This window comes from Reyranella sp. (genome assembly GCF_004297405.1).
Lineage (GTDB): Bacteria > Pseudomonadota > Alphaproteobacteria > Reyranellales > Reyranellaceae > Reyranella.
Window position 1 is genome coordinate 120,124 of the sequence record NZ_SCVC01000047.1, and the last position, 24,826, is coordinate 144,949.

Annotated in this window: 31 protein-coding genes; 11 read left to right on the top strand and 20 right to left on the bottom strand. The window is 64.3% G+C overall.

The genetic code is table 11. The annotated features are described in order from the left end of the window. The first annotated feature begins 80 nt into the window (after positions 1-80). Together argB and def are read left to right on the top strand one after the other, a co-directional pair. Positions 81-995 (top strand): acetylglutamate kinase, encoded by a 915-nt coding sequence (gene argB / locus EPO50_RS30500; RefSeq protein WP_296350721.1) that lies wholly within the window; start codon positions 81-83, stop codon positions 993-995. Between the two features lie 37 nt (positions 996-1,032). Further along, positions 1,033-1,599, top strand: a complete 567-nt coding sequence (gene def, locus EPO50_RS30505; protein ID WP_296350723.1) for a peptide deformylase — start codon at positions 1,033-1,035, stop codon at positions 1,597-1,599. An 18-nt stretch (positions 1,600-1,617) separates the two neighbouring features. Here def and EPO50_RS30510 read toward each other — a convergent pair whose 3' ends face one another. From EPO50_RS30510 to EPO50_RS30565, 12 genes are all read right to left on the bottom strand, one after another. Beyond that, positions 1,618-2,436 carry a phosphodiesterase gene (locus tag EPO50_RS30510; RefSeq protein ID WP_296350725.1) on the bottom strand — a complete coding sequence of 273 codons (819 nt, stop codon included), beginning with the start codon at positions 2,434-2,436 and terminating at the stop codon, positions 1,618-1,620. Positions 2,437-2,446: 10 nt separating this feature from the next. After that, positions 2,447-3,493, bottom strand: coding sequence for an ABC transporter ATP-binding protein (locus EPO50_RS30515; protein WP_296350727.1), 1,047 nt, complete (start codon positions 3,491-3,493; stop codon positions 2,447-2,449). Beyond that, the gene (locus tag EPO50_RS30520; protein WP_296350728.1) at positions 3,490-4,296 is read right to left on the bottom strand and encodes an ABC transporter permease; all 807 of its coding nucleotides are present in this window, start codon (positions 4,294-4,296) and stop codon (positions 3,490-3,492) included. Before EPO50_RS30520 ends, EPO50_RS30515 begins: the two co-directional genes overlap by 4 nt. 15 nt (positions 4,297-4,311) lie before the next feature. Next, positions 4,312-5,130: an ABC transporter permease gene (locus EPO50_RS30525; protein ID WP_296350730.1), complete on the bottom strand. Its 819-nt coding sequence runs from the start codon at positions 5,128-5,130 to the stop codon at positions 4,312-4,314. Positions 5,131-5,208: 78 nt separating this feature from the next. Continuing rightward, positions 5,209-6,219, bottom strand: a complete 1,011-nt coding sequence (locus tag EPO50_RS30530; RefSeq protein WP_296350732.1) for an extracellular solute-binding protein — start codon at positions 6,217-6,219, stop codon at positions 5,209-5,211. A gap of 4 nt (positions 6,220-6,223) precedes the next feature. Then, entirely contained in the window at positions 6,224-7,090 is an 867-nt protein-coding gene (locus EPO50_RS30535) for a DeoR/GlpR family DNA-binding transcription regulator (protein WP_296350734.1), read from the bottom strand. 86 nt (positions 7,091-7,176) lie between these two features. Then, positions 7,177-8,541: a Gfo/Idh/MocA family oxidoreductase gene (locus tag EPO50_RS30540; protein ID WP_296350736.1), complete on the bottom strand. Its 1,365-nt coding sequence runs from the start codon at positions 8,539-8,541 to the stop codon at positions 7,177-7,179. A 22-nt stretch (positions 8,542-8,563) separates the two neighbouring features. Beyond that, positions 8,564-9,364, bottom strand: coding sequence for a phytanoyl-CoA dioxygenase family protein (locus tag EPO50_RS30545; protein WP_296350738.1), 801 nt, complete (start codon positions 9,362-9,364; stop codon positions 8,564-8,566). 35 nt (positions 9,365-9,399) lie between these two features. Continuing rightward, on the bottom strand, positions 9,400-10,071 hold the full coding sequence (locus tag EPO50_RS30550; RefSeq protein WP_296350739.1) for a GntR family transcriptional regulator: 672 nt from the start codon (positions 10,069-10,071) through the stop codon (positions 9,400-9,402). Between the two features lie 40 nt (positions 10,072-10,111). Further along, on the bottom strand, positions 10,112-11,134 hold the full coding sequence (locus EPO50_RS30555; protein ID WP_296350776.1) for a glycerophosphodiester phosphodiesterase: 1,023 nt from the start codon (positions 11,132-11,134) through the stop codon (positions 10,112-10,114). Next, on the bottom strand, positions 11,022-11,990 hold the full coding sequence (locus tag EPO50_RS30560; RefSeq protein ID WP_296350741.1) for a M48 family metallopeptidase: 969 nt from the start codon (positions 11,988-11,990) through the stop codon (positions 11,022-11,024). The genes EPO50_RS30555 and EPO50_RS30560 overlap by 113 nt, the downstream gene beginning before the upstream one ends. Positions 11,991-12,018: 28 nt before the next feature. Further along, the gene (locus EPO50_RS30565) at positions 12,019-12,573 is read right to left on the bottom strand and encodes a LemA family protein (protein ID WP_296350743.1); all 555 of its coding nucleotides are present in this window, start codon (positions 12,571-12,573) and stop codon (positions 12,019-12,021) included. A gap of 77 nt (positions 12,574-12,650) precedes the next feature. On the opposite strand from EPO50_RS30565, the gene EPO50_RS30570 reads away from it, so the two are divergent. Next, complete coding sequence (locus EPO50_RS30570) at positions 12,651-13,118, top strand: nuclear transport factor 2 family protein (RefSeq protein ID WP_296350744.1); 468 nt, start codon at positions 12,651-12,653, stop codon at positions 13,116-13,118. A 7-nt stretch (positions 13,119-13,125) separates the two neighbouring features. On the opposite strand, the gene dapD is transcribed toward EPO50_RS30570, so the two are convergent. Continuing rightward, entirely contained in the window at positions 13,126-13,965 is an 840-nt protein-coding gene (gene dapD / locus EPO50_RS30575) for a 2,3,4,5-tetrahydropyridine-2,6-dicarboxylate N-succinyltransferase (protein WP_296350746.1), read from the bottom strand. Positions 13,966-14,040: 75 nt separating this feature from the next. Between dapD and nudB the strand changes: the two genes are divergently transcribed. The 4 genes from nudB to EPO50_RS30595 are packed head-to-tail and all read left to right on the top strand — an operon-like array spanning position 14,041 to position 16,709. Beyond that, on the top strand, positions 14,041-14,505 hold the full coding sequence (gene nudB / locus EPO50_RS30580) for a dihydroneopterin triphosphate diphosphatase (protein ID WP_296350749.1): 465 nt from the start codon (positions 14,041-14,043) through the stop codon (positions 14,503-14,505). Continuing rightward, a complete protein-coding gene (locus EPO50_RS30585) occupies positions 14,502-15,875 on the top strand; it encodes an MFS transporter (protein WP_296350750.1) in 1,374 nt (457 codons plus the stop codon). Before nudB ends, EPO50_RS30585 begins: the two co-directional genes overlap by 4 nt. A gap of 12 nt (positions 15,876-15,887) precedes the next feature. Further along, entirely contained in the window at positions 15,888-16,202 is a 315-nt protein-coding gene (locus EPO50_RS30590) for a monooxygenase (protein WP_296350752.1), read from the top strand. 15 nt (positions 16,203-16,217) lie between these two features. Then, positions 16,218-16,709: a hypothetical protein gene (locus tag EPO50_RS30595; RefSeq protein WP_296350754.1), complete on the top strand. Its 492-nt coding sequence runs from the start codon at positions 16,218-16,220 to the stop codon at positions 16,707-16,709. A gap of 15 nt (positions 16,710-16,724) precedes the next feature. Here the strand turns inward: EPO50_RS30595 and nth are convergent, their stop codons facing one another. After that, entirely contained in the window at positions 16,725-17,372 is a 648-nt protein-coding gene (gene nth / locus EPO50_RS30600) for an endonuclease III (protein ID WP_296350756.1), read from the bottom strand. A 13-nt stretch (positions 17,373-17,385) separates the two neighbouring features. Here nth and EPO50_RS30605 point away from each other — a divergent pair, with 13 nt between their 5' ends. Further along, complete coding sequence (locus tag EPO50_RS30605; protein ID WP_296350758.1) at positions 17,386-17,883, top strand: DUF2244 domain-containing protein; 498 nt, start codon at positions 17,386-17,388, stop codon at positions 17,881-17,883. On the opposite strand, the gene dapB is transcribed toward EPO50_RS30605, so the two are convergent. Continuing rightward, positions 17,880-18,677, bottom strand: coding sequence for a 4-hydroxy-tetrahydrodipicolinate reductase (gene dapB, locus EPO50_RS30610; RefSeq protein ID WP_296350759.1), 798 nt, complete (start codon positions 18,675-18,677; stop codon positions 17,880-17,882). The genes EPO50_RS30605 and dapB overlap by 4 nt on opposite strands. A 57-nt stretch (positions 18,678-18,734) precedes the next feature. On the opposite strand from dapB, the gene EPO50_RS30615 reads away from it, so the two are divergent. Both EPO50_RS30615 and EPO50_RS30620 read left to right on the top strand, forming a co-directional pair. Further along, positions 18,735-19,007 carry a DUF3303 family protein gene (locus tag EPO50_RS30615; protein WP_020698902.1) on the top strand — a complete coding sequence of 91 codons (273 nt, stop codon included), beginning with the start codon at positions 18,735-18,737 and terminating at the stop codon, positions 19,005-19,007. A 29-nt stretch (positions 19,008-19,036) separates the two neighbouring features. After that, entirely contained in the window at positions 19,037-19,438 is a 402-nt protein-coding gene (locus EPO50_RS30620) for a GFA family protein (protein ID WP_296350761.1), read from the top strand. A gap of 9 nt (positions 19,439-19,447) precedes the next feature. Here the strand turns inward: EPO50_RS30620 and EPO50_RS30625 are convergent, their stop codons facing one another. Together EPO50_RS30625 and EPO50_RS30630 are read right to left on the bottom strand one after the other, a co-directional pair. Then, positions 19,448-20,908, bottom strand: a complete 1,461-nt coding sequence (locus tag EPO50_RS30625; protein ID WP_296350763.1) for a M81 family metallopeptidase — start codon at positions 20,906-20,908, stop codon at positions 19,448-19,450. A gap of 3 nt (positions 20,909-20,911) precedes the next feature. Then, positions 20,912-21,505, bottom strand: a complete 594-nt coding sequence (locus tag EPO50_RS30630) for a DNA-3-methyladenine glycosylase I (protein WP_296350765.1) — start codon at positions 21,503-21,505, stop codon at positions 20,912-20,914. Positions 21,506-21,565: 60 nt separating this feature from the next. On the opposite strand from EPO50_RS30630, the gene EPO50_RS30635 reads away from it, so the two are divergent. After that, positions 21,566-22,285, top strand: coding sequence for a haloacid dehalogenase type II (locus EPO50_RS30635; protein ID WP_296350767.1), 720 nt, complete (start codon positions 21,566-21,568; stop codon positions 22,283-22,285). A 37-nt stretch (positions 22,286-22,322) separates the two neighbouring features. On the opposite strand, the gene EPO50_RS30640 is transcribed toward EPO50_RS30635, so the two are convergent. The 3 genes from EPO50_RS30640 to EPO50_RS30650 form a co-directional block, all read right to left on the bottom strand. After that, positions 22,323-23,075, bottom strand: a complete 753-nt coding sequence (locus tag EPO50_RS30640) for a hypothetical protein (protein ID WP_296350768.1) — start codon at positions 23,073-23,075, stop codon at positions 22,323-22,325. Next, positions 23,075-24,202 carry a molecular chaperone DnaJ gene (dnaJ, locus tag EPO50_RS30645; protein WP_296350770.1) on the bottom strand — a complete coding sequence of 376 codons (1,128 nt, stop codon included), beginning with the start codon at positions 24,200-24,202 and terminating at the stop codon, positions 23,075-23,077. The genes EPO50_RS30640 and dnaJ overlap by 1 nt, the downstream gene beginning before the upstream one ends. A gap of 101 nt (positions 24,203-24,303) precedes the next feature. Then, positions 24,304-24,826 (bottom strand): Hsp70 family protein (locus EPO50_RS30650; RefSeq protein WP_296350772.1); only part of this gene is annotated, 523 nt, incomplete at its 5' end.

The window sequence follows — 24,826 nt, forward strand, 5'->3', positions numbered from 1 at the left end:
TATATGATGCCGCCTTAGCCCTCTCCCGCGCCGGGAGAGGGCTTTTGCCAACTTGAGCCGACATTACGGGAAGCGAAGAAATGGCCGAGCCGGTCCAGACCGACAAGGAGCAGAAGCGGCTCATCCGCATGGCGGAGACCATCTCCAAGGCGCTGCCCTTCATGCGCCGGCACAACGACGCCACCTTCGTGGTGAAGTATGGCGGCCATGCCATGACCGACCCCAAGCTCGGCGACCTGGTCGCCCGCGACGTCGTGCTGATGAAGCAGGTCGGCATGAACCCGATCGTGGTCCATGGCGGCGGCCCGCAGATCAACAAGATGCTGGAGCGCGTGGGCCTCAAGAGCACCTTCGTGAACGGCTTGCGCGTCACCGATGCACCGACGATGGAGATCGTCGAAATGGTGCTCGCCGGCTCGATCAATAAGGCGATCGTGGCCGACATCAACGAGTGCGGCGGCATCGCCGTCGGCATCTGCGGCAAGGACGGCAACCTGATCCTGGCGCGCAAGGTGACCGAGATGCGCGACCCCAAGACCGGCGAACTCCTGAAGGTCGACCTCAAGCAGGTTGGCGAGCCCGCCAAGATCAACGTCATGGTGCTGGAGCAACTGCGCCGCGCCGACGTCATTCCCGTGGTGGCGCCGATCGGCTTCGGTGTCGACGACGAACTCACCTACAACATCAATGCCGACACCTCTGCGGGCGCCATTGCCGGCGCCATGAAGGCCAAACGCCTTCTCTTCCTGACCGACGTGCCGGGCGTCCTCGACAAGGACGGCAAGCTCATCCAGGACATCACGGTTGAGCAGGCGCGCGCCCTGATCGCCGATGGCACCATCTCGGGCGGCATGATCCCCAAGGTCGAGAACTGCATCGATGCCGTGAACAGCGGCGTCGAGGCGGCTGTCATCATGGACGGCCGCGTGCCGCACGCCCTGCTGCTGGAGGTCTTCACCGAGGCCGGCGTGGGCACCATGGTGACCCGTAACTGACCTTGAAACCGCCAAATCTGCCTTATATCTAAGCCAAATGGCTCTCCTGCCCATCCTTACGGCGCCTGATCCGCGTCTCAAGAAGAAGTCCCTGCCGGTCGAGGCTGTCGACGACGGCGTGCGCCAGCTCATGGACGATATGCTGGAGACCATGTACGACGCGCCGGGCATCGGCCTGGCGGCGCCGCAGATTGGCGTGCTGAAGCGCGTGATCGTGCTCGACATCGAGCGCGAGGACACCAAGACCGGCCCGCTGTTCATGGCGAACCCGGAGATCATCGACGCGTCGGACGAGGATGTCTCCTACGAGGAAGGCTGTCTGTCGGTGCCGGAGCACTATTCCGACGTCGTCCGCCCGGCCAAGGTCACCGTTCGCTATCTCGATCGCGAGGGCAAGGTGCAGGAGCTTGCGGCAGAGGGCTTACTCGCCACCTGTTTGCAGCACGAGATTGACCATCTCGACGGCATCCTGTTCATCGACCATATCTCGGCGCTCAAGCGGAACATGATCCTGCGCAAGCTTCTCAAGGCGCGGAAGGAGCAAGAGCGCGACGCAGCCCACGGCAAGCCTGCCGTGGCGAAGGACCCCGAGCACGCGCTCTAAAGCGCTGGGCTTATCCGTTCAGTCGATCAAGTTGCCGGCGGCATCGAAGAACGGATAGGGCCCCTCATAATCGCCGATGACGGCGGTATGAGTGATCAGCCTTCCATCGTTCCACCAGTGCAGCATGAAACCCGGCGGCTCCATGCGGAAGCAGCTTGGCGCATCGGGATCGATGTCGAGCGCCACCTGGTGTGCGGGGCTGGGGCAGGTCAGAGCTGGCCGGCCGCCGACCTGGGCGCGGATCGTGCGGTGCAAGTGCCCGCACAGGATGAGTTCGACCTGCCCGTGCCGTTCCATGATGGCCGCAAATCCGTCGCGGCCCTCGAGGCCGATCTTGTCCATGTGGCCGATGCCTGTGACGAAGGGCGGATGGTGCATCAGCACGAGGGTGGGCGCGTTTGGCTTTTCCGCCAGCGTGCGCTCGAGCCAGGCCAGTCGTTCGGCGCAGAGTTCGCCGCCGCCTTGACCCGGGATCAGGGTGTCCAGTCCGACGATGCGCAGCGGATACTCGTCGATGGCGAACTGCAGGAACTTACCGTCGACCGGTAGATAGCCGCCGCTCTGGAAGGCGTCGCGCATGGCAGCGCGTTCGTCATGGTTGCCGGGTATGGCGACGATGCGCTGCTTGATTGGCGCCAGGATCGATTTCAGATGCTCGTACTCTTCTGGTCGGCCCAGATCGACCAGATCGCCGGTCAGCAGCACGAGGTCGGGCTGCGGCTTGAGAGCCAGCAACTCTTGTACGCAGCGCTCCAACATCGCCGCCGTATCGACCTTCTTGTAGGCGAGCTTTCCCGGCAGCTTGATATGGGTATCCGTGATTTGTGCGATCAGCATGGCAGTGCCTTCACAATACGAGCAGTCCGCGTGGATCTATGCTGAGCCGCACCGCATCGCCATGATTGAATTCGCGCCGCGCCGTGCTCTCGACCACAAGCGGCCGCGCCTCGCCCACCTCGACGAACAGCCGCGTGCGGTCACCCAGGAAGAAGGCGGCGGCCACCTTGCCGTGCAGGCCGGACGCTTCATCGCTTTCGGCGATGCGGATGTCTTCGGGCCGAAACAGAATCTCTGTCGCGTGTCCGGGCGCCTCGTTCCAGGCGAGATCTCCGGCGCGACAGCTGAATACGCCGTTCTGCGTTGTACCGGTCAGGCGGTTCATCGTGCCGATGAACTCGGCGACGAAACGCGTCGCCGGGCGCTGGTAGATCTCGCGCGGCTTCCCGATCTGGGCCACGCGCCCGTGCTCCATGACCACGATGCGGTCGCCGAGCGCCATCGCCTCGGCCTGGTCGTGGGTGACGTAGATCGCGGTGATGCCGAGCGAACGCAGCAGCGAGTCGATCTCCAGCCGCAAGGTATCGCGTAGCTTGGCGTCCAGTGCCGTCAAGGGTTCGTCCAGCAGCAGCGCGCGCGGCCTCACGGCGATGGCGCGTGCAAGCGCCACGCGCTGGCGCTGGCCACCCGAAAGCTGGTCGATGCGGCGATCGGCGAGCTTCGTGATCTGCATCATGGCCAGCATCTCGGCGACGCGCGCCCTAATCTGCCCATCGGGTGTCTTGCGGATCTTGAGGCCGTATCCGATGTTCCCGGCGACCGTCATATTGGGGAACAACGCGTAGGACTGGAACACCATGCCGACGTTGCGTTGCTCGATGGGCAGATGCGTCACGTCAACGCCGTCGAACAGAACCTTGCCGCCCGCGTCGGGCTCTTCCAGTCCGGCGATGATGCGCAGGGTCGTAGTCTTGCCGCAGCCAGAGGGTCCGAGAAACACGATGGTTTCGCCGGCATGGATGGCGAGGTCCAGTGGCTCAAGCGCCCTGGTGCCGTCGGCAAAGGTCTTCGCGCAACCCTGGAGCGCGATCGCGAGCGGTTTGCCGATATCGGTCATTCGGTCTCCTCCGCCACGAACTTCACCGGGCGCGGCTTGGCAAAAGCCTGCAGGCCCAGCAACAGCGGCATGATCATCAAGAAAAACACCAGGGTGTAGGCGCTGCCGATCTCGAGCCGCAGCGAGGCGTAGGCGTCGGCAAGACCGACGGGCAGCGTCTTGGTGAACGGTGTGTGCAGCAGCCAGGTCATGTTGAACTCGCCCATTGAGAGCGTCACCACCATCAGCGAGCCGGCAAGGATGCCAGCACGGCAGTTGGGCAGCACAATGTCGCGGAAGCGAGACCAGAAGCCGGCGCCGAGCGAAGCGGCACCTTCCTCCAGCGTCTGCAGGTCTATGGCACTCAGCACGGCGAGCACGCTGCGCACCATGAAGGGCAGAGTGAACAGCACGTGGCCGACCAGGATGAAGGCCCACGACGTGCGAAACCCCGACACGCTGCCATAGGTCACGATCAACGCCAGTGCGGTCGCCAGCCCCGGCACCGCGACCGGCATCACCAATAGTTCCTCGATGGCCCGCGTCAGGGCGGTCTGGCGCTTGGCGAGGACGTAGGCCGTCGGCACACCCAGCACCAAGGTGACGGCGAGGCACGCTAGCGACAGGCCGATAGAGAGGAAGATCGTCTCGCGATAGCCGGTCCAGACCTCGATCACCCAGCGCAGGGTGAGGCCGCTCTCCAGGCCGACGAAGTAGTTCACCGTCAGGCCGGCCAGGATCGACAGGATAACCGGCACGATCAGGAAGGCGCTGACCAGCAAGGTGAACCCGAGCTGTAGCAGGAACAGGCCGCGATGCTTCATGGTGCGGTCCTTCCCTCAGCCCGCCGCGGCGACAGTGGAGCCGGCGGCCGTGCGCGCCAGCGCCAGCACGATCCAGGTGACCGCACCCAACACGAAGCTCAGCGCGGCGGCCATGGCGATGTTCGCCGACAGGGTGAACTCGGTATAGATCACCATCGGCAACACGTTGATCTTGGCGGCGAGCGTGAAGGCCGTGCCGAAGGCACCGACGGCTGTCGCGAAGCAGATCGCGCCAGCGGAGATGAAGGCGGGCTTCAGGCCGGGAATGATGACATCCAGTACGACCCGCCAGGGCGAGGCGCCGAGCGAACGGGCCGCTTCCTCCAGTTTTGGATCGAGCTTCTCGGCGGCGGCCATCACGGTGAGGATGGTGCGCGGGATGGAGAAGTAGACATAGCCCATGAACAGGCCGGACAAGGTATAGGCGAAGACCAGCTTGTCGCCGGTCAGGGCCTGCGTCACCTGGCCGATCAACCCCTGGCGGCCGGCCAGCATGATCACCATGAAGCCGATCACCACGCCGGGGAAAGCGAGCGGGAAAGTCAGCATCGCCACGAGGGCCGCATTGCCCGGAAACTTGTGGCGCTGCAGGAACACGCCGGAGATACCGCTGATGATCAGCGTGGCCACCGTCGTCGCCGCGGCCACACCGAGCGTCGAGATGAGGCTGCTGAGATAGTGGGAGTCGATGAGGATCGCGGCATACGCGGCCCAGCCGGTCTTGCCGCTGCCGCCGATGAAGAACAGCCGCGCCATGGGCAGCAGGAAGAATGCCGCGAAGAAGATGCCAGCCGGCAGCAGCAAGAAGATCAGTCGTTGGACGTCGCGCCGCATCGTCGGCATTTCCTCAAACGAGCGTCGGCGGAACGGCTGTATTGCCGCCCCGCCGCGCTTTCGGTGTCAGAGCGTCGGTCAGTTCACTTCCTTGCGGTAGCGCTCGACGATCTGAGGCTGCGCCTTTGCCAGGTTCTTGAGGTCCACGGGCTTGGCGCGGGCGTACTCGGCGTCGGGCAGGAACTTCGCCTTGGCTTCGGCTGACAGCCTGTCGGCGAAGACAGGACGCAGGTAGGCGTTACCCCACATCGCCTGGCTCTCGTCCGACAGCACGAAGTCGAGCACCTTCTTGCCATTGTCCGGGTTGGGACCTTTGTTCACCAGACCCATCACGTAGGGAAACACCAGCGTGCCTTCCTTGGGGATGACGAACTGCACCGGCGCCTTGTCGGTGTACTGACCGCGATAGGCGTTGAAGTCGTAGTCGAGCAGGATCGGGATCTCGCCCGAGATGACGCGGGCATAGGATGTCTGCTTCGGCACGATCGGCTGGTTCTTGGCCAGCTCCTTGAAGAATTTGATCGCCGGATCGAGGTTGTCGTAGGTGCCGCCCAGCGCGAGGTTGATCGCCATGACGCCGAGCTGGCCCACGGCCGCCGATGTCGGATCGAGATAACCGACGAGCCCCTTGTATTCGGGCTTCAACAGATCGGCCCAGCTCTGCGGCACCGGCTTGTTGCCGAGCGCGGCCTTGTTCACGAACAGGCCGAGCGTGCCGGAGTGGATCGTGAACCAGTTGCCGTCGGGATCCTTCAGGTCGGCCGGGATCTTCTCCCAGTTCTTCGGCTTGTACGGCGTCAGCACGCCGGCATCCTTGGCCGGGTCGGCTGCAATGCCACCGAGATAGGTTACGTCGGCCACGGGATTGGCCTTCTCGGCGATCAGCGCGGCGATGGCCTGGCCCGAGTTCTTGTTGTCGGGCGGCACCTGGATGCCGAGCTTGGCCTGGATGGCCTTGAGCTGCGACCCCCAGTCAGCCCATTCCGGCGGACAGTTGTAGCAGATGGCACGCTGCTGGGCGGCAGCGCCCGTGACGTTGGCCAATGCGGCAATGCCGAGAGCGGCAGCGAAAGCGAGATGTTTCAACATGGGATCAGCCCCTCCTCCTTGTTTGACTTGTTGTGTCCGTGGACGCGATGTCGTTGGACCAGGAAACGAGACGCACGCCGGCATCGCGCAACTGGTCGGCGATGGCGGTCGGAACCGGGCGATCGGTGAATACGACGTTCGCTTCGGTGACATGGCCACCGCGCACCGTGGCGCCGCGGCCGAACTTGGAGTGATCAAGCACGAGGAAGCGCTGCCGACAATGCTGCGCCAGCTCGCTGCGCATCGTCACCTCGTCGGTGTTGAAGTCGAGCAGCGTACCGTCCTCGGCGACACCGCCCACGCCGTAGATGCCGATGTCGACGGCGAACCGGCTGAAGAAACCGTGGGCGTCGCCGGCCACCACGTCGCGGTCGAGATTGCGCACGCGCCCGCCTGCCACGGTGATCTCGCACGACGTGTTGCGGCTGAAGGCCAAGGCGACGTTGAGGTTGTTGGTCATGACCCGCAGGCCCGAATGGTCGGCGAGCGCGAGCGCGCATTGCTCGGGCGTGGTGCCGATTCCAAAGAAAAGCGAGGCTCCCTCGGGCACCTCGCGCGCCACGAGCTGCGCGACGCGGCGCTTGGCGTCGATGTTCAGGACCTGGCGCGCGGGATAGGCGAGGTTCTCGCCCTCGGGCGGCAGTTCGACGCCGCCGTGGCGTCGTCGCAGCAGGCCGCGATCGCAGAGCAGATTGACGTCGCGCCGGATCGTCTGCGGCGTTACGCCGAACTGGAGTGCCAGGGCGTCGATGGCCTGGAACCCGTCTCTCCGGACGAGCTCCACGATGGCGCGCGCGCGATCTTCCGCCAGCATTGCCGGATCCTGAGCCCGTTTTCCGTCCTGTTTGGTCTGCATTGTTCGAATGAACATTGCAGCGCTTCCATTTTGTTCATGTGACTTTCACATGAACATTTGGTGACGTCAAATGAACTCAGGCCGGCCTTGCGCCGGGGGCTCTACTGCGCGGCGATCTTCGACGCGGCTGGGGCGAAGGCCTGCTCCATCTCGCGGCGCAGCTTCACGGCGGTCAGCGTCTCGTCCATCGCGACGTCGGCGTAGGTCAGCGACTGGCCGGCCTTGATCGGCTTCAGGAGCTTGACGTTGTGCGCGAGGCCGAGCGGCAGGCTGCCGAGCGTGGTCGACTTCTCCGACGGGAACAGCTTGCCGTAGACGGTGTAGCCGCCCTCGCCATCCAGCATCTCGCCGGGTTTGAGATCGCGCTTGGCCGTGGCGATCACGTCGGCATGGAAGCCGATCGGGCAGCCGGTCGGCTCCTTGCGCAGGCCGATCGACGCCACCGACATGCCGACCTCGAGGCCGATCAGGTGCCAGCGCTTGTACATGACGGAATACCGGCCCGACGGATCGGTGCAGAGCATGTATTCCTCGAAGCAGTTCTTCTGATAGTCGGTGGCGGCCTCGAACACGACCCACACGCCCTTGCGGATTTCGTAGGGGATCGCGCGGCCGTCCTTCTCCAGCGATGACGCCACTTCGACCTGGCCCTTGTGGTGGAGCTGGCCACCTTCGGAGATCGGCCGCATCACGAAGGGCAGATCCTCGACTGAGCACGGCGGAAAGGCGAGGCCATCCGGGGCCGGCGTGAGGCCGGTCGCATTGGCCACGGCCGTGCTCTCGATGGCGGGTTTTGAGCCGTCGAGGAAGGAGTTGAACATCTTGGGGTTCAGGCCGCCGCGTTTGGCCTGCTCCTCGTTGAGGCCCCAGTATTTCCACACCGTCTCGGGTGTCGACTGCGCGAAATGTGGCAGCCACTTGTGACCACGGCCGGCCGCGGTGACCTCGAAGCCCGAAGTGCGCGCCCAGTCGACCAGCTCGCAGATCAGCGCCGGCTGGTCGCCATAGGCGAGGCTGTAGATCACGCCGGCCTGTGCCGCGCGCTGGGCGAGCAGCGGGCCGCAGAACGCGTCGGCCTCGACCGTCACCATGACCACGTGCTTGCCGTTGCGGAAAGCTTCGAGCGCGTGTTCGACGGCAGCGATCGGATCGCCGGTCGATTCGACCACGATGTCGATCTCGGGGTGACTGACCAGGGCGCGCCAATCGTCGGTGAGATAGGTGCTGCCGTGCTTGCGGGCATCGGCGAACGAGGTGGCGGAGGTAACGTCGGGCTTCCAGCCCAGCCGCGCCAGGTTTTCGCGGGCGCGGTCGGGCGAGAGATCGGCAATGCCCAGCAAATGAATGCCTGGCGTCGTCGGGATCTGCGACAGATACATCGAGCCGAACTTGCCGGCCCCGATCACGCCGATGCGCAGCGGCTTGGCTTCGGCCGCGCGCGCCATGAGCATGCGATGGAGACTCATCGTTTCCTCCGAATTTTTCTGATTATTCCGCAGCGGCCTTGCGCTGGGCGGCGCGCATGACGGCGTCGTCTTCCCAGGCATCGATCGGCGTGAAGTCGCGGTGAGCGATATAGTCCGGCCGCTTGAAGCGGCGGATGGCGTTGGAGACCGCGTTGTAGGTCACGTAGATGATCTGGCGGTCCCACGGCGACATGTTGGGCGGGCTGCCGTGCACTAGCGTGCCGTGGAAGAAGATCGCCGACCCCGGGCCGCCCTTGGGCGCCACGATGCCGCCCTGCTTCACCAGCTTGGCGATGGTGTCGTTGTCGATGACCCAAAGCGGATAGGACGTCGTGGTGAGGTCGTGGCTGGCCTCGATCGCGCCCTTCTTGTGGCTCTTCGGGATGAACCAGAGCGGGCCGTTGAACTCGTTCACGTCGTCCATGAACACTGCGAGGTTCATGGCGCGCGCCTCGGGCATATCATCATCGGCTTTCCAGGTGCCGTAGTCCTGGTGCCATTGCCAGACGTCGCCGTCGAAGGCGGCCTTTCCGTTGATCTTGAACTGATGGATGTAGGTCTTGTCCTTCAGGAGCTGTTCGGCGGGCCCCACGAAGCGCGGATGATGGATCAGCGCCTCGAACACCGGATGATAGGTGTGAACGGCGAAAGCCGTGCGCACCACATCCCCGGTCTTCTCGCGCACATTCTCCTCGCGACGCTGCGCGAAGACTTCGGGCACCGAAGTCTTCAGAATCTGCGTCTCCTCGGGCGAGAAATAGTTCGGAAAAAAGAGATAGCCCTCTTCGTCGAATTGCCGGAGCTGCTCAGAGGTGAGCTTCATGGCGGTTCCTCCTTGCCTTGTTGTTTGCGCCGTTATCAGGCGGCGCGTGAGATGACGACCTTCAGTCGTCCCGTGAGAATGTCGGCCATCTGCTCGGCATGACCGCGGCAGAGCGCTTCGGCCTCCGCGGTCTGGCCGGCTTCGAGGGCGCGCAGGATGCCTTCGTGTTCGTCCCAGACGCTGACGCGCAGATCCTCTTCGCTCAGCACGGCGGCCATCACGCGGCGCAGATGCTGCCAGTGCGGCTGGGCGGTCTCGCCGAACAGCGGATTGCCCGAGGCTTCGTAGATGAAGAGATGGAAATCGATATCGGCTTCGATCACCGACGGCACATAGGCGCTGGCCACGGCACGGCGGCCGACATCGAGAAGCTGGCGGCCACGCTGAACGAGATGCGGTGTGTAGTTGGCGGCCGCATGACGGGCAGCGGCACCGTCGAGCGCGGCGCGCACGGCGTAAAGGTTGCGCGCCTGCTGAACGTCGAGCGGCGCCACACAGACTCCCTTGCGGCCAGCATCGATCAGGAAGCCTTCGCGCCGCAACAGCATCATCGCCTGCAGGACCGGCTGGCGCGACACGCCGAACTGCTGTGCCAGTTCTTCCTGGGTGATGCGCGCGCCGGATTTCAGTTCGCCAGAGCAGATCGCCTCAAGGACGGAGTCGTGGATACGTTCGGACAGGTCTGGTTCGGGGAGGATCGGGCGCATACATCTGTATACAGAACACACAACCGCCCGAGTCAACCGCCTAGCGAGATTTAAGCCCTTTGGCTGCGAGAATAGGCAGAGCGCGGTCGGGATAGTCCGTGATCAGCCCGTCGACTCCGAGATCAATCAATCGCGCCATCTCGGCCGGAACGTTCACCGTCCACGGCACGACCTTGAGACCCAGTGCCTGGGCCTCTTTCACATTGTCCGCCGTGACGTTGCGCCAGAAGGGTGACCAGGTTGCGCAGCCGGCGGCCTTGGCCAGTCGCGGTAATGAGCCACCGTGCGCAGCCAGATCGAGGCCAGCCAGCCACGGCGAAGGTCTGCTGCCGTTCCGGCCGACCGTGTCGAAGTTGTTGCTCTCGATGGTGAGGCAGCCTGTGGCGATTTCAGGCGCCAGCTTCTTCACTTCGAGAAGGCCGCGCCAGTCGAACGACTGCACCGTACTGCGCGCCGCGGTTCCGGCCTTGCGGATCGCTTCGACGGTGAGGCCGGCAAATCGCACGGGATCGATCGTGAGGTCGGGTTTGTTGGGATCGGTCTTGATCTCGATGTTGAAGCGCACGTCAGGACCCGCCATGGCAAAAAACTCGGCCGGTGTCGGGAAGCGCTGGCCATCGACCGGCTTCTGTTCGGGAAACTGTTGGGCGTATTTGCTGGCGGGGTTGAGGCGGCCGATGTCGTAGCGCTTCAGCTCTTCATAGGTGAGGGTGCGGATCGCAGGCCCCGGCCGCGCCAGCCATTGACCATCCGGCTCTCTCGTCAGATCGGGATTGAGCAGCGGATCGTGGCTGATGATCACCTCGTCGGCCTTGGTGACCGCGAGGTCGGTTTCGAGCGTGCTGACGCCGAGGTCGAGCGCCACCTTGAAGCCGGCCAGCGTGTTCTCGGGCGCGAGGCCACGGGCACCTCGATGACCTTGCAGATCGAAGGCGGCGGCAAAGCCGGTACTAGCCGCCCAGATTGCGCAGACGAGCGATGCGATCCTCGATATCGGGGTGCGTCGCGAGCAGTGCCGGCGTGTCCTTGGTGAAGTCCTGGACGGGGTTGACGATAAAGAGATGCTGCGTGGCATGGCTCACTCCGGGGAAGGGCGCCGCCTTCTCGGCGAGCTTGGCCAGTGCCGAGATCAGCCCGTTGGGGTTGCGCGTAAACTGCACCGACGTGGCGTCGGCAAGATACTCTCTCTGGCGCGAGACCGCGAATTGCACGGCCTTGGCGGCCAGCGGCGCCAGGATGCCAATCACCAACAGGATGATGATCAGGATCGCCGCGCCGCCGGAATTCTTCTTGTCGCCGCTGGAAGACCTGTTGTGCGCCGACCCACCCCAGTTGAGCGTGCGCAGGGCCATGTCGCAGACCAGGGCAATCAGGCCAACGGTGACTCCCACCATCACCATGTAGCGCGTATCGAGATTGGCGATATGGGCCATTTCGTGCGCAACGACGCCCTGCAGTTCGTCGCGGCTGAGCGTGTCAAGCAAGCCGCGCGTCACCACGATAGTGCCGCGCTGAACCGATGCACCCGTGGCGAAGGCGTTGAGCGCATCGGTCTCGAGAACCATGACCCTGGGCATTGGTATGCCCGCGGCGATCGACATTTCCTCGACGACATTGAAGAGCTGTGGCGCGTCGGCCTTGTCGATGTCCTTGGCGCTCGCCATGCCGAGGACCATCTTGTCGCTGATGGCCAGGGATACCAGGCTCCAGCCGATGCTCGCGGCTGCCATCAGACCGGCCCCGATCACGCCGCCATTGCTCCATCCGCGTGGAGCCGCGTCATCGAACGAGAGGAGCCAACCGATCAGGTAGCCAAGTGATGCCGCCAGCAAAGTGAGAATGGCGAGCAGCAGGAACGTGTTGCGCCGATTGACTCGCTGGGCGGCAACGAAATCGGTCGTGGCGGTGCTGAGCGTCAAGGCCGCGCGTCCTGTCCGGACGGAACGTTCAGCGCAGCGCGACCTTGGGCACTTCGCGCTCGGTCTCGGGCATGGTGAAGAGATCCATCGGCCCGAAGCCCAGCGATGCAGCGGCCAGCACAGCCGGGAAGCTCTGGCGGCGGGTGTTATAGGTGTTGACCGAGTCGTTGTAGAACTGGCGCGCGAAGGCGATCTTGTTCTCCGTCGTGGTCAGCTCTTCCTGGAGCTGCATCACGTTCTCGTTGGCCTTGAGCTGCGGATAGTTCTCGACCAGGCCGAGCAGGCCGCGTGTCGCCACCGACAGTGCCGCTTCGGCAGGTCCAGCCTGGGCGGGGTTGCCGCTCGCCGCGACGGCGGCATTGCGGGCCTGGATCACCTTGGTGAGCGTCTCCTGCTCGTAGCCCATGGCGTCCTTCACCACCTGCACGAGATTGGGAATGAGATCGTGCCGGCGCTTGAGCTGGACGTCGATCTGGCTCCAGGCGGTCTGCCCCTGGTTCCGGGCACCGACCAGGCCGTTGTAAACGGCGACTAGCCAGAAGCCGATGGCGGCGATGACGCCAATGACGATCCAGAAGCTCATACGGAAGTCTCCCCGGCGGCGGTCTTGGCCGCTGGCAGTACTTTAGTCATGATTGCGACCATACGGGAGGGTCATCAATGGAAACGTCAGCGTTGCTGAAGGCGTTCTGCTCGGCTGTGGAACGTCGCGACGGCAAGAGCTTCGCGAACTTGTTCACCGAGGACGGCGTCTATCACGACGTGTTCTACGGCGCCTTCAGCGGTCGCGAGAGGATCGCCGAGCTGATCGACGACTGGTTCTATCGCACCGCCCACGAGTTCCGTTGGGACATGCACCGGCCGGTCAGCGACGGTCGTATGCTCTATACCTATTACACGTTCAGCTACGTCTCGAAGCTGCCCGAAGCCCAGGGCCGGCGGGTCGGTTTCGAGGGCGTGTCGATGATGAGCCTGCGCGACGGCAAGATCGCGGAGTATCGCGAGGTCGCCAATGTCGGCCCCGCCTTCGTCGAATTGGGCTTCCCGCCGGAGCGCACGGCGAAGATCCTGGCCAAGGAAGGTGCGCACCTGAAGAAACAGCCGGAGTGGAAACGCCACGCCGGCTGAGTCTGGCCTAGTCCCGCAGGAGTTCGTTGATCGAGGTCTTCGAGCGCGTGCGCTCGTCGACGGTCTTCACGATCACCGCGCAATAGGTCGAAGGCCGGTCGGGGCCGCCGCCGATGTTGCCCGGCACCACGACCGAATAGGGCGGCACCTTGCCGATGTGGATCTGGCCGGTGGCCCGATCCACCACCTTGGTGGTGGCACTGATGAACACGCCCATCGACAGCACCGCACCAGTGCCGACGATCACGCCTTCGACCACTTCCGAGCGGGCGCCGATGAAGCAGTTATCCTCGATGATGACCGGGTTGGCCTGCAGCGGTTCGAGCACGCCGCCGATGCCGACACCGCCCGAGAGATGGCAGTTCTTGCCGATCTGGGCGCACGAGCCGACGGTGGCCCAGGTGTCGACCATGGTGTTGGTGTCGACATAGGCGCCGAGGTTCACGAAGGACGGCATCAGCACGACCGACGGCGCCACATAGGAGCCGCGACGCACGATCGAGCCCGGCACGGCGCGGAAGCCTGCCTTCGCGAAACGCGCAGCGTCCCAGCCGGTGGTCTTGAGCGGCACCTTGTCGAACCACGGGGCGGCGCCCAGGCCCGGGAAGGAAGCGCCGCCGTCCATCGGCACCGAATCATACAGGCGGAAGGAAAGCAGCACGGCCTTTTTCAGCCACTGGTGCACGACCCATTCCTCGCCGAACTTTTCGGCGGTGCGGAAGGTGCCGTCGTCGAGGCCGGCGATTGCTGTCTCGACCGCATCGCGGACCTCACCCTTGGTAGCGCTGTTGATGCCATCGCGCTTTTCCCACGCCGCGTCGATTGCGCTTTGAAGCTGCTTGCTCATCGAAATCCCTCGAAAAATGCCGCCGGACCATAGCGGCGGGGGGCAGGGAGTCAATGTTCCGGCTATGCTGGCCCAATGGCTCCCGAGATGGCCTTCAAGATCCCCGAATCCGTGCTGGTGGTGATCCACACGCCTCGCCTCGACGTGCTGCTGCTGGAGCGGGCCGGGCAAGGTCTGTGGCAATCGGTGACCGGTTCGCGCGAACCCGATGATCCCGACCTTGAAGCGACGGCCCGCCGCGAGCTTCTGGAGGAGACGGGCCTCTCCCAGGGCACACTCGCCGATTGGCGCCTCATCAACCGCTACGAGATCTGGGCGCAGTGGCAGAGCCGCTATGCGCCCGGCGTTACGCACAATGTCGAACACGTCTACGGCTTCACCGTGTCGGAACCTGTCCTGGCCACCCTCGATCCCAATGAGCATACGAGCCAACTCTGGCTGCCCTGGCAGGAGGCGATGGAAAAGACCTTCTCGCCCACGAACCGTGATGCGATCTGGCAACTGCAACGACGGGTTCTGAGGCATACTGGCGGCACATGACCGCCGCTCCCAAAGAAGCGTCGAAGCTCGGCCAATTCAGTTGGGCCCTATTCGACTGGGCCAACCAGCCCTTTTTCACCATCATCACCACCTTCATCTTTGCCCCCTACTTCGCCAACGTGCTGGTCGGTGATCCGGTGAAGGGCCAATCGGCCTGGGCCTTCACACAGTCGACCTCGGGCATCCTGATCGCGCTGATGAGCCCCTTCCTCGGCGCGATGGCCGACGCCGGGGGGCGGCGGAAGCCCTACATCTTCGCCTTCCAGCTCCTGCTGGCGGCGGGGTGCGCCGGCCTGTGGTGGGCCTATCCCGACCGGCCCGATCTCATCATGCCGATCAGTTGGGCGGTGATCGCGGCCACGGTCGGCGCCGAGATGTCGATCGTGTTCAACAACGCGCAGCTTCCCAACATCGTGCGGCCCCAGCGCATGGGTTGGCTGAGCGGGTTCGGCTGGGGCCTCGGCTACTGCGGCGGCCTCATCTCACTGTTCATCGTGCTGGCGGTTTCGATGCCGTCGATGTTCGGTCTCGGCACCGGCGATCAGCCGCTGTTCGGGCTCGATCCCAAGACGCACGAGCTCGAACGACTGGTGGGGCCGGCCTCGGCGTTGTGGCTCGCGGTCTTCGTGTTGCCGATGTTCCTGTTCACGCCGGATTCGGCCGGAGCGAGACGGCAGTCGCTGTGGGTCGCGGCCAAGCAAGGCGGCGCATCCCTAGTGTCGACGGTGCGCAAGCTCAGCCACTTCCGCAACGCGCTCACCTACCTGATCGCCTTCATGCTCTACAACGATGGTCTCGCAGCCATCATCGCCTTCGGCGGTGTCTATGCCGCCGCGACCTTCGGCTGGAGCACGGTGACGCTCGGCATTTTCGGCATCATCCTGACGGTGTTCGCCATCCCGGGTGCCTTTCTCGGCGGTCGCCTCGACGACATGATCGGCAGCAAGCGCACGGTCCAGATCGCGATTGCGGGCGTGATCATCGCCACCCTGGGCATCGTGGGTGTCACCGCCGATCGTGTCTTCTACTTCATTCCAGCGGATCCGCTCAGTCCCACGCGTGGCCTGTTCGGCTCGCTGCAGGAAAAGACCCTGATGGGCTTCGCATTGATCCTGGGTTTCTGCATGGGGCCGATGCAGGCGGCCAGCCGGACCATGATCGGCCGGATCGCGCCCGAGGGGATGACCGGCGAATTCTACGGCCTCTTCGCTCTCTCCGGTCGCGCGACGGCGTGGATGGCGCCGCTCGCCATTGGCATCGTCACGGCGGCGAGCGGTTCGACGCGGATCGGCATGGCCTGCGTGCTGGCTTTTCTGATGCTAGGCTTCATCCTGCTCTGGAGCGTGCGCGAGGAACGCGCGAAACACTGAAGGAGGTCCGCCATGATCACCGCCATCGTGAACTTCAAGCTGCCGGCCGGAATCGACGCCAAGCAGGCCGCCGAACTCTTCAAGGGTTCAGCGCCGAAGTATCGCGGCATGAAAGGCCTGGTCCGCAAATATTATCTGTTCGACGAGGAGAGCCGGATCGGCGGTGGCGTCTATCTCTGGAAGAGCCGCATCGACGCCGAGGCGGTCTACACACCGCAATGGCAGGCCTACATTGCTGAGCGCTACGGCGCACCGCCGGACATCCGCTATTTCGAGACGGCGGTCATCGTCGACAACGAGAGCGACCGGATCGACGAAGCAGCCTAACGGTTGAAGGACAACATGATCGCCCGTTGCACTTGCGGAAACGTCGAAGTCGAAGCCGTCGGCGCACCGATCACAAGCGTCGCCTGCTACTGCGACGACTGCCAGGAAGGCTCCCGCCAGATCGAAGCGCTGCCGGGCGCCGGCGCCGTTCGAGATCCCGATTCCGGCACCAGCTACACCCTCTACCGCAAGGACCGCGTCCGATATTCCAAGGGCGCCGAACTCCTGAAGAGCCTCAAAATCCGCGAGAAGACCGACACGAACCGGGTCGTTGCCACCTGCTGCAATTCGGCGATGTTGATGAAATTCGACGACTCGAAGCACTGGATTCCGGTGTACCGGTCGCGCTTCGGCGGCAATGCCCCACCACTCGAGATGCGCATCTGCACGAAGTTCAAAACCGGCAGCGGCGCCCTGCCGACCGACGTGCCCAGCTATCCGGGCTTCTCTCTCAAGTTCGTCGGCAAGCTTCTCGGTGCGCGGATCGCGATGATGTTCGGTCGCTGAGGTCTGGCCGACAGCTCAGGCTGCGACCGTCTTCCCTTTGAAGGTGCAGAGGTCGTTCACGACGCAGGTCGGGCACATCGGCGTGCGTGCCTTGCAGGTGTAGCGGCCATGCAGGATCAGCCAGTGATGCGCGTGCAGCCGGAATTCCTCGGGCACGCGCTTCAGGAGCTTCAGCTCGACCTGCAGCGGGTTCTTGCCCGGCGCCAGGCCGGTGCGGTTGCCGACGCGGAAGATGTGGGTGTCGACGGCGATGGTCGCCTCGCCAAAGGCCACGTTCATGACGACGTTCGCGGTCTTGCGGCCGACGCCCGGCAGGTCCTGCAGCTCGGCATGGGTGTGCGGCACCTCGCCGCCATGCCGCTCGATCAGCAGATGGCTGAGCGCGATCACGTTCTTGGCCTTGGTGCGGAACAGCCCGATGGTCTTGATGTAGTCGATCAGTTTCTTCTCGCCCAATGCCACCATCTGGGGGGGTGTTTTGATCTTTTCAAACAAAGGCTTGGTGGCGCGGTTGACGCCGACATCCGTCGCCTGGGCGGAAAGCACCACGGCGACCAGGAGCTGGTAGACGTTGTCGTACTCCAGCTCGGTCTCCGGCTCCGGGATTGCTTGCCGCAAGCGGGCAAAAAACTCGGGGATGACGGCGGGCTTCATCAGGGCCATATAGCCTCATACCATGGTTGAAACGCCCCTTCCGGCGGTTCATTTCGCCACTTCACTCACGCCGCATCGAAGCCTCTCGCCCGAGGCCTTCCGCTGGCTGATCGGTGGCGCCGTCGCGGCAAATCTCCTGGTCGGCCTGCCCATGATGATCATCGGCGCCTGGCCGGTCTTCGGCTTCATGGGCCTCGACGTCCTGCTGCTGTGGTGGCTGTTCAAGCGCAGCTATCTCGATGCGCGGCGCAGCGAGACCTTGCTGCTGACCGACCTCGAGCTGATCGTCTCCCGCGTCGCGCCCGACGGCGAGCGCGAGGAGCAGCGCCTCGATGCCTACTGGCTGAAGATCGAGCTGACCGAGGAACGGCTGGTCGTAGCCTCGCGCGGCAACCGGACCGTGATCGGCCGCTTCCTGGCGCCGGTCGAGCGCCTGCACGTGGGCGAACAGCTCAAGGCGGCGCTGGCCGAGATGCGTGCGCCGCGCTATCGCCACGCCTGGGACGAAGAGCCCGGCTAAAGGCCCAGCACGTCCTTCATACCGTAGAGGCCGGGCTTCTTGCCCTCCAGCCACTTGGCAGCCATCACGGCGCCTGAAGCATATCCTTCGCGGCTGAAGGAACGGTGGTTGAGCTCCAGCCGCTCGCCACCTGTTGCGAAATAGACCGTGTGCACGCCTACTTCTTCACCGCCGCGCAGGGTGGCGAAGCCGATCTCGCCTACGGGGCGCGCGCCGGTATGGCCGTCGCGGGTCTTGCGCCAGACATCCTCGAGCTTGACTTTGCGGCCGGCCGCCGCGGCGCGACCCAGCGCCAGCGCCGTGCCGGACGGCGCGTCGATCTTGTGGCGATGGTGCATTTCCAGCACCTCGATGTCGTAGCTGGGGTCGAGCAGCGCGGCGGTCTTCTCGACCAGTGCCAGCAGCACGTTGACGCCCAGCGCCATGTTGGCCGCCCACATGATCGGCACCTTCTTCGCCGCCTCGTGGATCAGCGCCGTCTGTTGCGGGTCGAGGCCGGTGGTGCCGATCACCATCGCCACGCCTTTGTCCTGGGCGACCTTCGCATGGGCTATGGTGGCGGCCGGCACGGTGAAGTCGATCATGACCTGCGCTGCGGCGATGGCAGCGGCACTGTCGCCGCCGATCTTGATGCCGTTGGCCTCGAGGCCCGCGACCTCGCCAGCATCCTTGCCGATCGCCTTGCTGCCCGGCGCTTCGCTGGCGGCGGCCAGCGATACGCCCTCGGTGCGTGCAATCTGTCGGATCAGCATCTGACCCATGCGCCCGGCGGCGCCGACGACGGCGATCTTCATCTCGTTCCTCTTTTCTTTGGTTGGCATAGATTAGCCAACTCAAGGTGTGGAGGACACATGCTCTTCATGGTGGTCGAGAAGCTGAAGAATCAGGACGGCAAGGCCGTTTACCGCAAGCTGCGCGACAAGGGCCGCGCATTGCCGGATGGGCTCACGTTCGTCGCGAGCTACGTGACAGCCGATCTCGGTCGTTGCTTCCAGCTCATGGAAACCGACGACATCACGACCTTCCAGCGCTGGATTGCCGATTGGCAGGAGGTCGTCGAATTCGAGGTCGTGCCCGTCGTCGAAGGCAAGACCACGCGCGAGGCCCTCGAACCGCTGCTGTAGACAGAGATTCCAACGAAGGAGAGCAGACGATGATTACAGGTGGCTGCCATTGCGGCGCAATTCGCTATCAGGCCGGGGGCGACGCCCTCCACCACGCGCTATGCCATTGCACGGACTGTCGGCGGCACGCCGGGGCGCCGATGGTGGGCTGGACGATGTACCCGCACGACGCGGTCAAGGTGACCAAGGGTACTCCCAAGGTCTACGCCTCATCGGAGCATGGAAGACGGCATTTCTGTCCCGACTGCGGCACCGGGCTCTTCTACGACAATGCGAAGATGTTGCCGGGACTCATCGATATCCGGAGCGCGACCTACGACGATCCGGATGCGGTGCCGGCGCAGGTCCACATCCAGGTCGCCGACCGGATCGGATGGATGAAGAACGTCCATGAACTGCCGGCGTTCGACCGCTATCCGCCGCAGCCGTAAGGCGGGCGGCTATTTCCAGGGATCCGCCACCTTCGGCCAGAACGGCGTCTTGCGCTTGGTGTAGGGCCAGCGAGTGACGTCGGGATCGGCGGCGCCGGGTGAGGCGACGTAGAGGATCTCCTTCGCGAGACCGACGAAGCCATTATAGAAGTGCTGCGCCGACTTCACGATCACCACGCGATAGTCTGATGGATCGGCGCTGACGGCCTTGAAGGCGTCGGCGTGGAAGGTCTGGGTGCGGCGCGTGCAGATAGCGATATCAACATGCTCCGACGACAGCAGCGCCATGTCGCCGAGCGGCGACATCACCGGCCCGTAGGGCTGGAAGACGTTGCGCGCGATCTTCTTCACCGTGACGTCGAGATCGACCGGATCGCCACTCACCGCGCCCGACTTGCCGCCGAGCCGCATGCGGATGCGCGCGCCCTCGCCCGCCTCCTCGGCGATCTGGAAGGCCATCGGGTCCCACATCACGCCAAACAGCGCTGGGCCAATCTCGCGGGCGACCAACTCCTTCAGCACGAAGGTTGAATCGCCAGGCGCACCTGAGCCGGGATTGTCGGCGCGATCGGCCAGCACCAGCGGACCCTGATTGTGCGAGGCGGCGCGGTCCATCGCCTCGTCGATGGTGAGGTATTTGGTGGCATAGCGCTCGCGATTGGCCCACAGCTCCTCGCCGAGCTGCTTGGCAAGCTTTTCGGCCTTGGCTTTGTCGCCATCGGCCACGACCAAAGTGCGGGTGCCGACATCTTCGACATCGGCGAACGAGAAGCCGTGGCTGAGCGACACCGAGAGAATGCCGTCCTTGCCTTCGAGCGACTTCATGCGGACGACGAATTCGCTGATCGGCGGCACCGAGGTGCGGTACTGCGCGATCATGCGGCAGTCGTGGCGCGCCATGACCGGCTTCACCTTGCCTTCGACGGTGTCGGCGATGATGGCGAACAGCTCCGCCGCACGCTCCATCGTGTCGGTGTGCGGGTATTCCTTGTAGCCGACCAGCACATCGGCGCTGTCGAGCATCAGAGCACTCAAATGGCAGTGCAGGTCGAACTCCGCCCCGATGGCGACCTTGGGGCCGACGATGGCGCGAACTTTCGAGAGCAGGTCGCCTTCGCAGTCGTCGTAACCGTCGGCCACCATGGCGCCGTGCACGTTGATCAGTACGGCATCGAGCGGCAGGGCGGCCTTGATGTTGGCCAGCATCTCGTCGCGGAAGTCCTCGTAGACCTTGCGGACGGTGGTGCCTGACGGGGCAGCGAAGGTCGCCAGCCCTTCGATCACCGTCCAGCCGCGCTTCTCGGTCTCCTTGCGCCAGACATGCATCGGCGCGGTGAAGTTGGTTGGCTCGTGCTTGGTGGCATCGCCGTGCCAGATGCCGTGCTCTTCATAGCCGCGGCGGCCCGTTGGAAAGGGGACGAACTGATTGGTCTCGGTGCCAAGGGCACCGATGAACACACGCTTGCTCAAAACTCACTCCTTGCAGCGATGGCAGCCCGCGACATGGTCGTCGACCATGCCCGAAGCTTGCATGAAGGCGTAACAGATGGTGGAGCCGACGAACTTGAAGCCGGCCTTCGACAGCTTCTTGGAAAGCGCATCGCTCTCGGCCGTCTTGGCCGGTACGCCCTTCAGCGTCTTCGGCCGGTTCTTGCGCGGCTTGCCGTCGACCACGCTCCACAGGAACTTCGAGAACGAACCCTCGCGCTCCACGATCTCGAGATAGGCGCGGGCATTGCTGACGCTGGCGTCGATCTTGCCGCGGTGGCGGATGATGCCGGGATCGGCCAGCAGCTTGGCGAGCTTGGCCGGCGTGTAGCGGGCGATCTTCTGCGGATCGAAGCCGTCATAGACTTTGCGATAGTGCTCGCGCTTGCGCAGCACGGTGATCCAGGAGAGCCCAGCCTGGCAGCCTTCGAGTGTCAGCAGCTCGAACAGCTCGCGATCGTCGCGCAGCGGCCGGCCCCATTCGGTGTCATGATACTTCTCGTAGAGCGGATCGGCCGAGGCCCAGCCGCATCGCGGCTTGCCATCGGTGCCAATCACCGTGTCGTGCTTCCAGACCATGCGCGGACCCTACCCAAGCGCGCCGGTCGACGCCACACTCCGGCAAACGGAGGAGTGTTCATGGCTAAGGATCTGGCGGACCTCAAGGTCTGCATCTTTGATGTGTTCGGCACGGTGGTGGATTGGCGCGGCAGCCTGATCGAGGACCTGCCCAAGCTCGGCAAGAAGTATGGACTCGAGACCGACTGGACGAGCTTCGCCGATGACTGGCGCGGCCTCTACCAGCCGCAGATGGGCCGTGTCCGCAAAGGCGAACTGCCCTGGACCCGCATCGACGAGCTGCACAAGGAAGCCTTCGAGATGCTGCTCCAAAAGCGCGGCTTGAAGCATCCCGGCGAAGAGGGGTCGTGGGAATTCACGCACCTCTGGCACAAGCTCCGGCCCTGGCCCGATTCGGTCGAAGGCATCGGCCTGCTGAAGAAGAAATTCGTCGTCGCCACGCTCAGCAACGGCAACGTCGCGCTCTTGATCAACATGGCCAAGAACAGCGGCATTCCCTGGGATCACTGCTTCTCGGGCGAGACCTTCAGGCACTACAAGCCCGACCCGGAAGCCTATCTCGGCGTGGTCGATACCATGTACCTGAAGCCGCATCAGGTGATGCTGGTCGCCGCCCACAACAACGATCTCGCGGCGGCGCAGAAGTGCGGCCTGGCGACGGGCTTCGTGCACCGCCCGACCGAGCATGGTCCCAAGCAGACGCGCGACCTCAAGGTCGAAGGCGACTGGGACGCCGTCGGCAACTCGATCGTCGAGGTCGCGAGAAAGCTCGGCTGCTAAGAAGCCAGGGCCGAGCCCCGGTCAGTGCGCCGGCAGCCTAGAGGCTGCCTAAAGTAAAGGTCAGGCTGGCCGCGGGCTCGTTTCTCAGGATGACGTCGAAGGGCGCATCGAAGATCGTGACGACCACCAGGCAGAAGCTGAAGGCGACAGTGAACAGGCTGATGGCCGCCCTCATGGCGCGCTGATTGTCGACATGGACCAGGAGCAGGGCGATCTGAGTCAGCGCGCCCAACACCACGATGGCGATCCATTTGATGGGCGCCGTCACGTCATTGGCGAGGCTCAACCGATTGTCATGGGCGCGCAGCAGCTCCCGCGCTGTCGTCAGCATGGCCGCACGGGTGGGGCCGTCGAGACCATAGGCCTGCGAGACCGTCGTGAGGATGTCGAGGGCAGCCTTGTCGGTCTCGTTGCGGGCGGGACCGATCGCTGAGGAATAGGGATCCTCCTCACTCGCCGCTGCCGCATAGGCTTTGAGGCGCGGAAAGATCAGTTCTTCCAGGTCGTTGGCGCGCGCGAAATAGCCCAGCGTTTCGACGGCATGGGCCTCCGCCAGCACAGCTCGCTTGGCTTCGTTGGTCTTCTGCCACACGTCGCTCGCCAGCAAGGCTGCGAACAAGCCGAATAGGACGGCGACTGAAGCAAAGTAAGGAGCAACGACGCCGCGCGTGGCCCGTATCGTTTTGGAGAGTGGCCCCCGCGCTTCAGCGAGAAAGATCAGGGCCGCCGAAGCGACGGGCAACAAGGCCGAAAGAGCGATATCCGCGGCGATGGAGAACCAGTGCCCCATCAGCCGCCAAACATTTCCTTAACTTTGCTGAAAAAGCCCTCGGATTCGGGGCTGGTCTTGCCGGCCTTCTCGAACTCCTTGAGCAGTTCTTTCTGCTTGGATGTCAGGTTGGTCGGCGTCTCGACATTGATCTCGATATACATGTCGCCGCGCTGGCTGGAGCGTACGATCGGCATGCCCTTGCCGCGCATGCGGAACTGATGTCCGCCCTGGGCGCCGGCCGGAATGTTGATGCGGGCCATCTTGCCGTCGAGCGTCGGCACTTCAATGCTGCCGCCGAGCGTGGCCTGCACCATCGAGATGGGTACGCGGCAATGCACGTCGGCGCCCTCGCGTTCGAAAAGCTGATGGCGACGCACCGACAGGAACACATAGAGGTCGCCCGCGGGGCCGCCGCGCGCGCCGGCCTCGCCCTCGCCCGTCAGGCGGATGCGGGTGCCATCCTCGACGCCGGCCGGGATGTTGACCTTGAGAGTCTTCTCGCGCCGCACGCGGCCTTGGCCCGCGCAGGTGCGGCAAGGCTTGTCGATCACCTGACCTGCGCCATGGCAGGTGTGGCAGGCGCGCTCGACGGTGAAGAAACCCTGCTGGGCCCGGAGACGGCCGCGGCCGTGGCACGTAGGGCATTGCTGCGGCTTGGAGCCCGGCTCGGCGCCGCTGCCGTGGCAGGCCTCGCAGGAGACGGAACTCGGCACGCGCACCGTGGCTTCGGTACCGCCGTATGCCTGCTCCAGGGTGATCTCGAGATTGAAGCGCAGGTCCTGGCCGCGCATGTCGGCGCGTCCACCGGGGCGTCCACGGGCACCGCCGGCGCCAAACATCTCCTCGAAGATATCGCCGAACACCGAGCCGAAATCGAAGCCCTGGCCGCCCTGGAAGGGACCGCCTGGGCCACCGGCGCCGCCTTCGAAGGCAGCCGGCCCATAACGGTCATAGGCAGCGCGCTTCTCGGGGTCCTTCAGGATGTCGTAGGCGTGATTGATGTCTTTGAATTTCTTCTCAGCTTCCTTGTCACCCGAATTGCGGTCCGGGTGATGCTGCATGGCGAGTTTGCGGAACGCCTTCTTTATGTCGTCGGCACTTGCCGTCCGGCCGACTCCCAGTAGCTCGTAATAGTCCTGCGACATAGCGCTCTACGCGGCCCCCAACATGCCCTTCAACGGATGCCCCTTGCAGGTCGGCCTCCCGCTTGCGCGGGAGGCCGTTTTGTCCTGTCCGTTGCTCCGGATCAGGAGCCGGTCTTCTTGTTCTTGTCGGTGACGTCCTCGAACTCGGCGTCGACGACTTTCTCGCCCTTCGCTTCGTTCGTGGCCCCACCGGCTCCGCCGGCAGCGCCTGCCGCGGCCCCTGCCTGCGCTTCCGCCTGCTGGGCCTTGTACATGGCCTCGCCGAGCTTCATCGCGGCCTGGGTGAGATCGTTGGTCTTGCTCTTGATCACCTCGACGTCTTCGCCCGTGAGAGCCGTCTTCAGCCCTTCGAGCGCACCCTCGATCTCGGCCTTCTCGGTGGGACTCACCTTGTCGCCGTATTCCTTCAGGTGCTTGTCGGTCGAGTGGACCAGCGCCTCGCCTTGGTTGCGGGCGTCGATCAGTTCGCGCTTCTTCTTGTCTTCATCGGCATGCAGCTCGGCATCCTTCACCATCTTCTGGATGTCGGCCTCGCTGAGGCCGCCCGAAGCCTGGATGCGGATCTGCTGCTCCTTGCCGGTGGCCTTGTCCTTGGCCGAGACCTGCACGATGCCGTTGGCGTCG

What these genes read in the sequence shown, in the direction of transcription:
- argB (WP_296350721.1), top strand. Translation starts at nt 81, where the DNA reads ATGGCCGAGCCGGTCCAGACCGACAAGGAGCAGAAGCGGCTCATCCGC.
- def (WP_296350723.1), top strand. Translation starts at nt 1,033, where the DNA reads ATGGCTCTCCTGCCCATCCTTACGGCGCCTGATCCGCGTCTCAAGAAG.
- EPO50_RS30510 (WP_296350725.1), bottom strand. Translation starts at nt 2,436, where the DNA reads ATGCTGATCGCACAAATCACGGATACCCATATCAAGCTGCCGGGAAAG.
- EPO50_RS30515 (WP_296350727.1), bottom strand. Translation starts at nt 3,493, where the DNA reads ATGACCGATATCGGCAAACCGCTCGCGATCGCGCTCCAGGGTTGCGCG.
- EPO50_RS30520 (WP_296350728.1), bottom strand. Translation starts at nt 4,296, where the DNA reads ATGAAGCATCGCGGCCTGTTCCTGCTACAGCTCGGGTTCACCTTGCTG.
- EPO50_RS30525 (WP_296350730.1), bottom strand. Translation starts at nt 5,130, where the DNA reads ATGCGGCGCGACGTCCAACGACTGATCTTCTTGCTGCTGCCGGCTGGC.
- EPO50_RS30530 (WP_296350732.1), bottom strand. Translation starts at nt 6,219, where the DNA reads ATGTTGAAACATCTCGCTTTCGCTGCCGCTCTCGGCATTGCCGCATTG.
- EPO50_RS30535 (WP_296350734.1), bottom strand. Translation starts at nt 7,090, where the DNA reads ATGTTCATTCGAACAATGCAGACCAAACAGGACGGAAAACGGGCTCAG.
- EPO50_RS30540 (WP_296350736.1), bottom strand. Translation starts at nt 8,541, where the DNA reads ATGAGTCTCCATCGCATGCTCATGGCGCGCGCGGCCGAAGCCAAGCCG.
- EPO50_RS30545 (WP_296350738.1), bottom strand. Translation starts at nt 9,364, where the DNA reads ATGAAGCTCACCTCTGAGCAGCTCCGGCAATTCGACGAAGAGGGCTAT.
- EPO50_RS30550 (WP_296350739.1), bottom strand. Translation starts at nt 10,071, where the DNA reads ATGCGCCCGATCCTCCCCGAACCAGACCTGTCCGAACGTATCCACGAC.
- EPO50_RS30565 (WP_296350743.1), bottom strand. Translation starts at nt 12,573, where the DNA reads ATGAGCTTCTGGATCGTCATTGGCGTCATCGCCGCCATCGGCTTCTGG.
- EPO50_RS30570 (WP_296350744.1), top strand. Translation starts at nt 12,651, where the DNA reads ATGGAAACGTCAGCGTTGCTGAAGGCGTTCTGCTCGGCTGTGGAACGT.
- dapD (WP_296350746.1), bottom strand. Translation starts at nt 13,965, where the DNA reads ATGAGCAAGCAGCTTCAAAGCGCAATCGACGCGGCGTGGGAAAAGCGC.
- nudB (WP_296350749.1), top strand. Translation starts at nt 14,041, where the DNA reads ATGGCTCCCGAGATGGCCTTCAAGATCCCCGAATCCGTGCTGGTGGTG.
- EPO50_RS30585 (WP_296350750.1), top strand. Translation starts at nt 14,502, where the DNA reads ATGACCGCCGCTCCCAAAGAAGCGTCGAAGCTCGGCCAATTCAGTTGG.
- EPO50_RS30590 (WP_296350752.1), top strand. Translation starts at nt 15,888, where the DNA reads ATGATCACCGCCATCGTGAACTTCAAGCTGCCGGCCGGAATCGACGCC.
- EPO50_RS30595 (WP_296350754.1), top strand. Translation starts at nt 16,218, where the DNA reads ATGATCGCCCGTTGCACTTGCGGAAACGTCGAAGTCGAAGCCGTCGGC.
- nth (WP_296350756.1), bottom strand. Translation starts at nt 17,372, where the DNA reads ATGGCCCTGATGAAGCCCGCCGTCATCCCCGAGTTTTTTGCCCGCTTG.
- EPO50_RS30605 (WP_296350758.1), top strand. Translation starts at nt 17,386, where the DNA reads ATGGTTGAAACGCCCCTTCCGGCGGTTCATTTCGCCACTTCACTCACG.
- dapB (WP_296350759.1), bottom strand. Translation starts at nt 18,677, where the DNA reads ATGAAGATCGCCGTCGTCGGCGCCGCCGGGCGCATGGGTCAGATGCTG.
- EPO50_RS30615 (WP_020698902.1), top strand. Translation starts at nt 18,735, where the DNA reads ATGCTCTTCATGGTGGTCGAGAAGCTGAAGAATCAGGACGGCAAGGCC.
- EPO50_RS30620 (WP_296350761.1), top strand. Translation starts at nt 19,037, where the DNA reads ATGATTACAGGTGGCTGCCATTGCGGCGCAATTCGCTATCAGGCCGGG.
- EPO50_RS30630 (WP_296350765.1), bottom strand. Translation starts at nt 21,505, where the DNA reads ATGGTCTGGAAGCACGACACGGTGATTGGCACCGATGGCAAGCCGCGA.
- EPO50_RS30635 (WP_296350767.1), top strand. Translation starts at nt 21,566, where the DNA reads ATGGCTAAGGATCTGGCGGACCTCAAGGTCTGCATCTTTGATGTGTTC.
- EPO50_RS30640 (WP_296350768.1), bottom strand. Translation starts at nt 23,075, where the DNA reads ATGGGGCACTGGTTCTCCATCGCCGCGGATATCGCTCTTTCGGCCTTG.
- dnaJ (WP_296350770.1), bottom strand. Translation starts at nt 24,202, where the DNA reads ATGTCGCAGGACTATTACGAGCTACTGGGAGTCGGCCGGACGGCAAGT.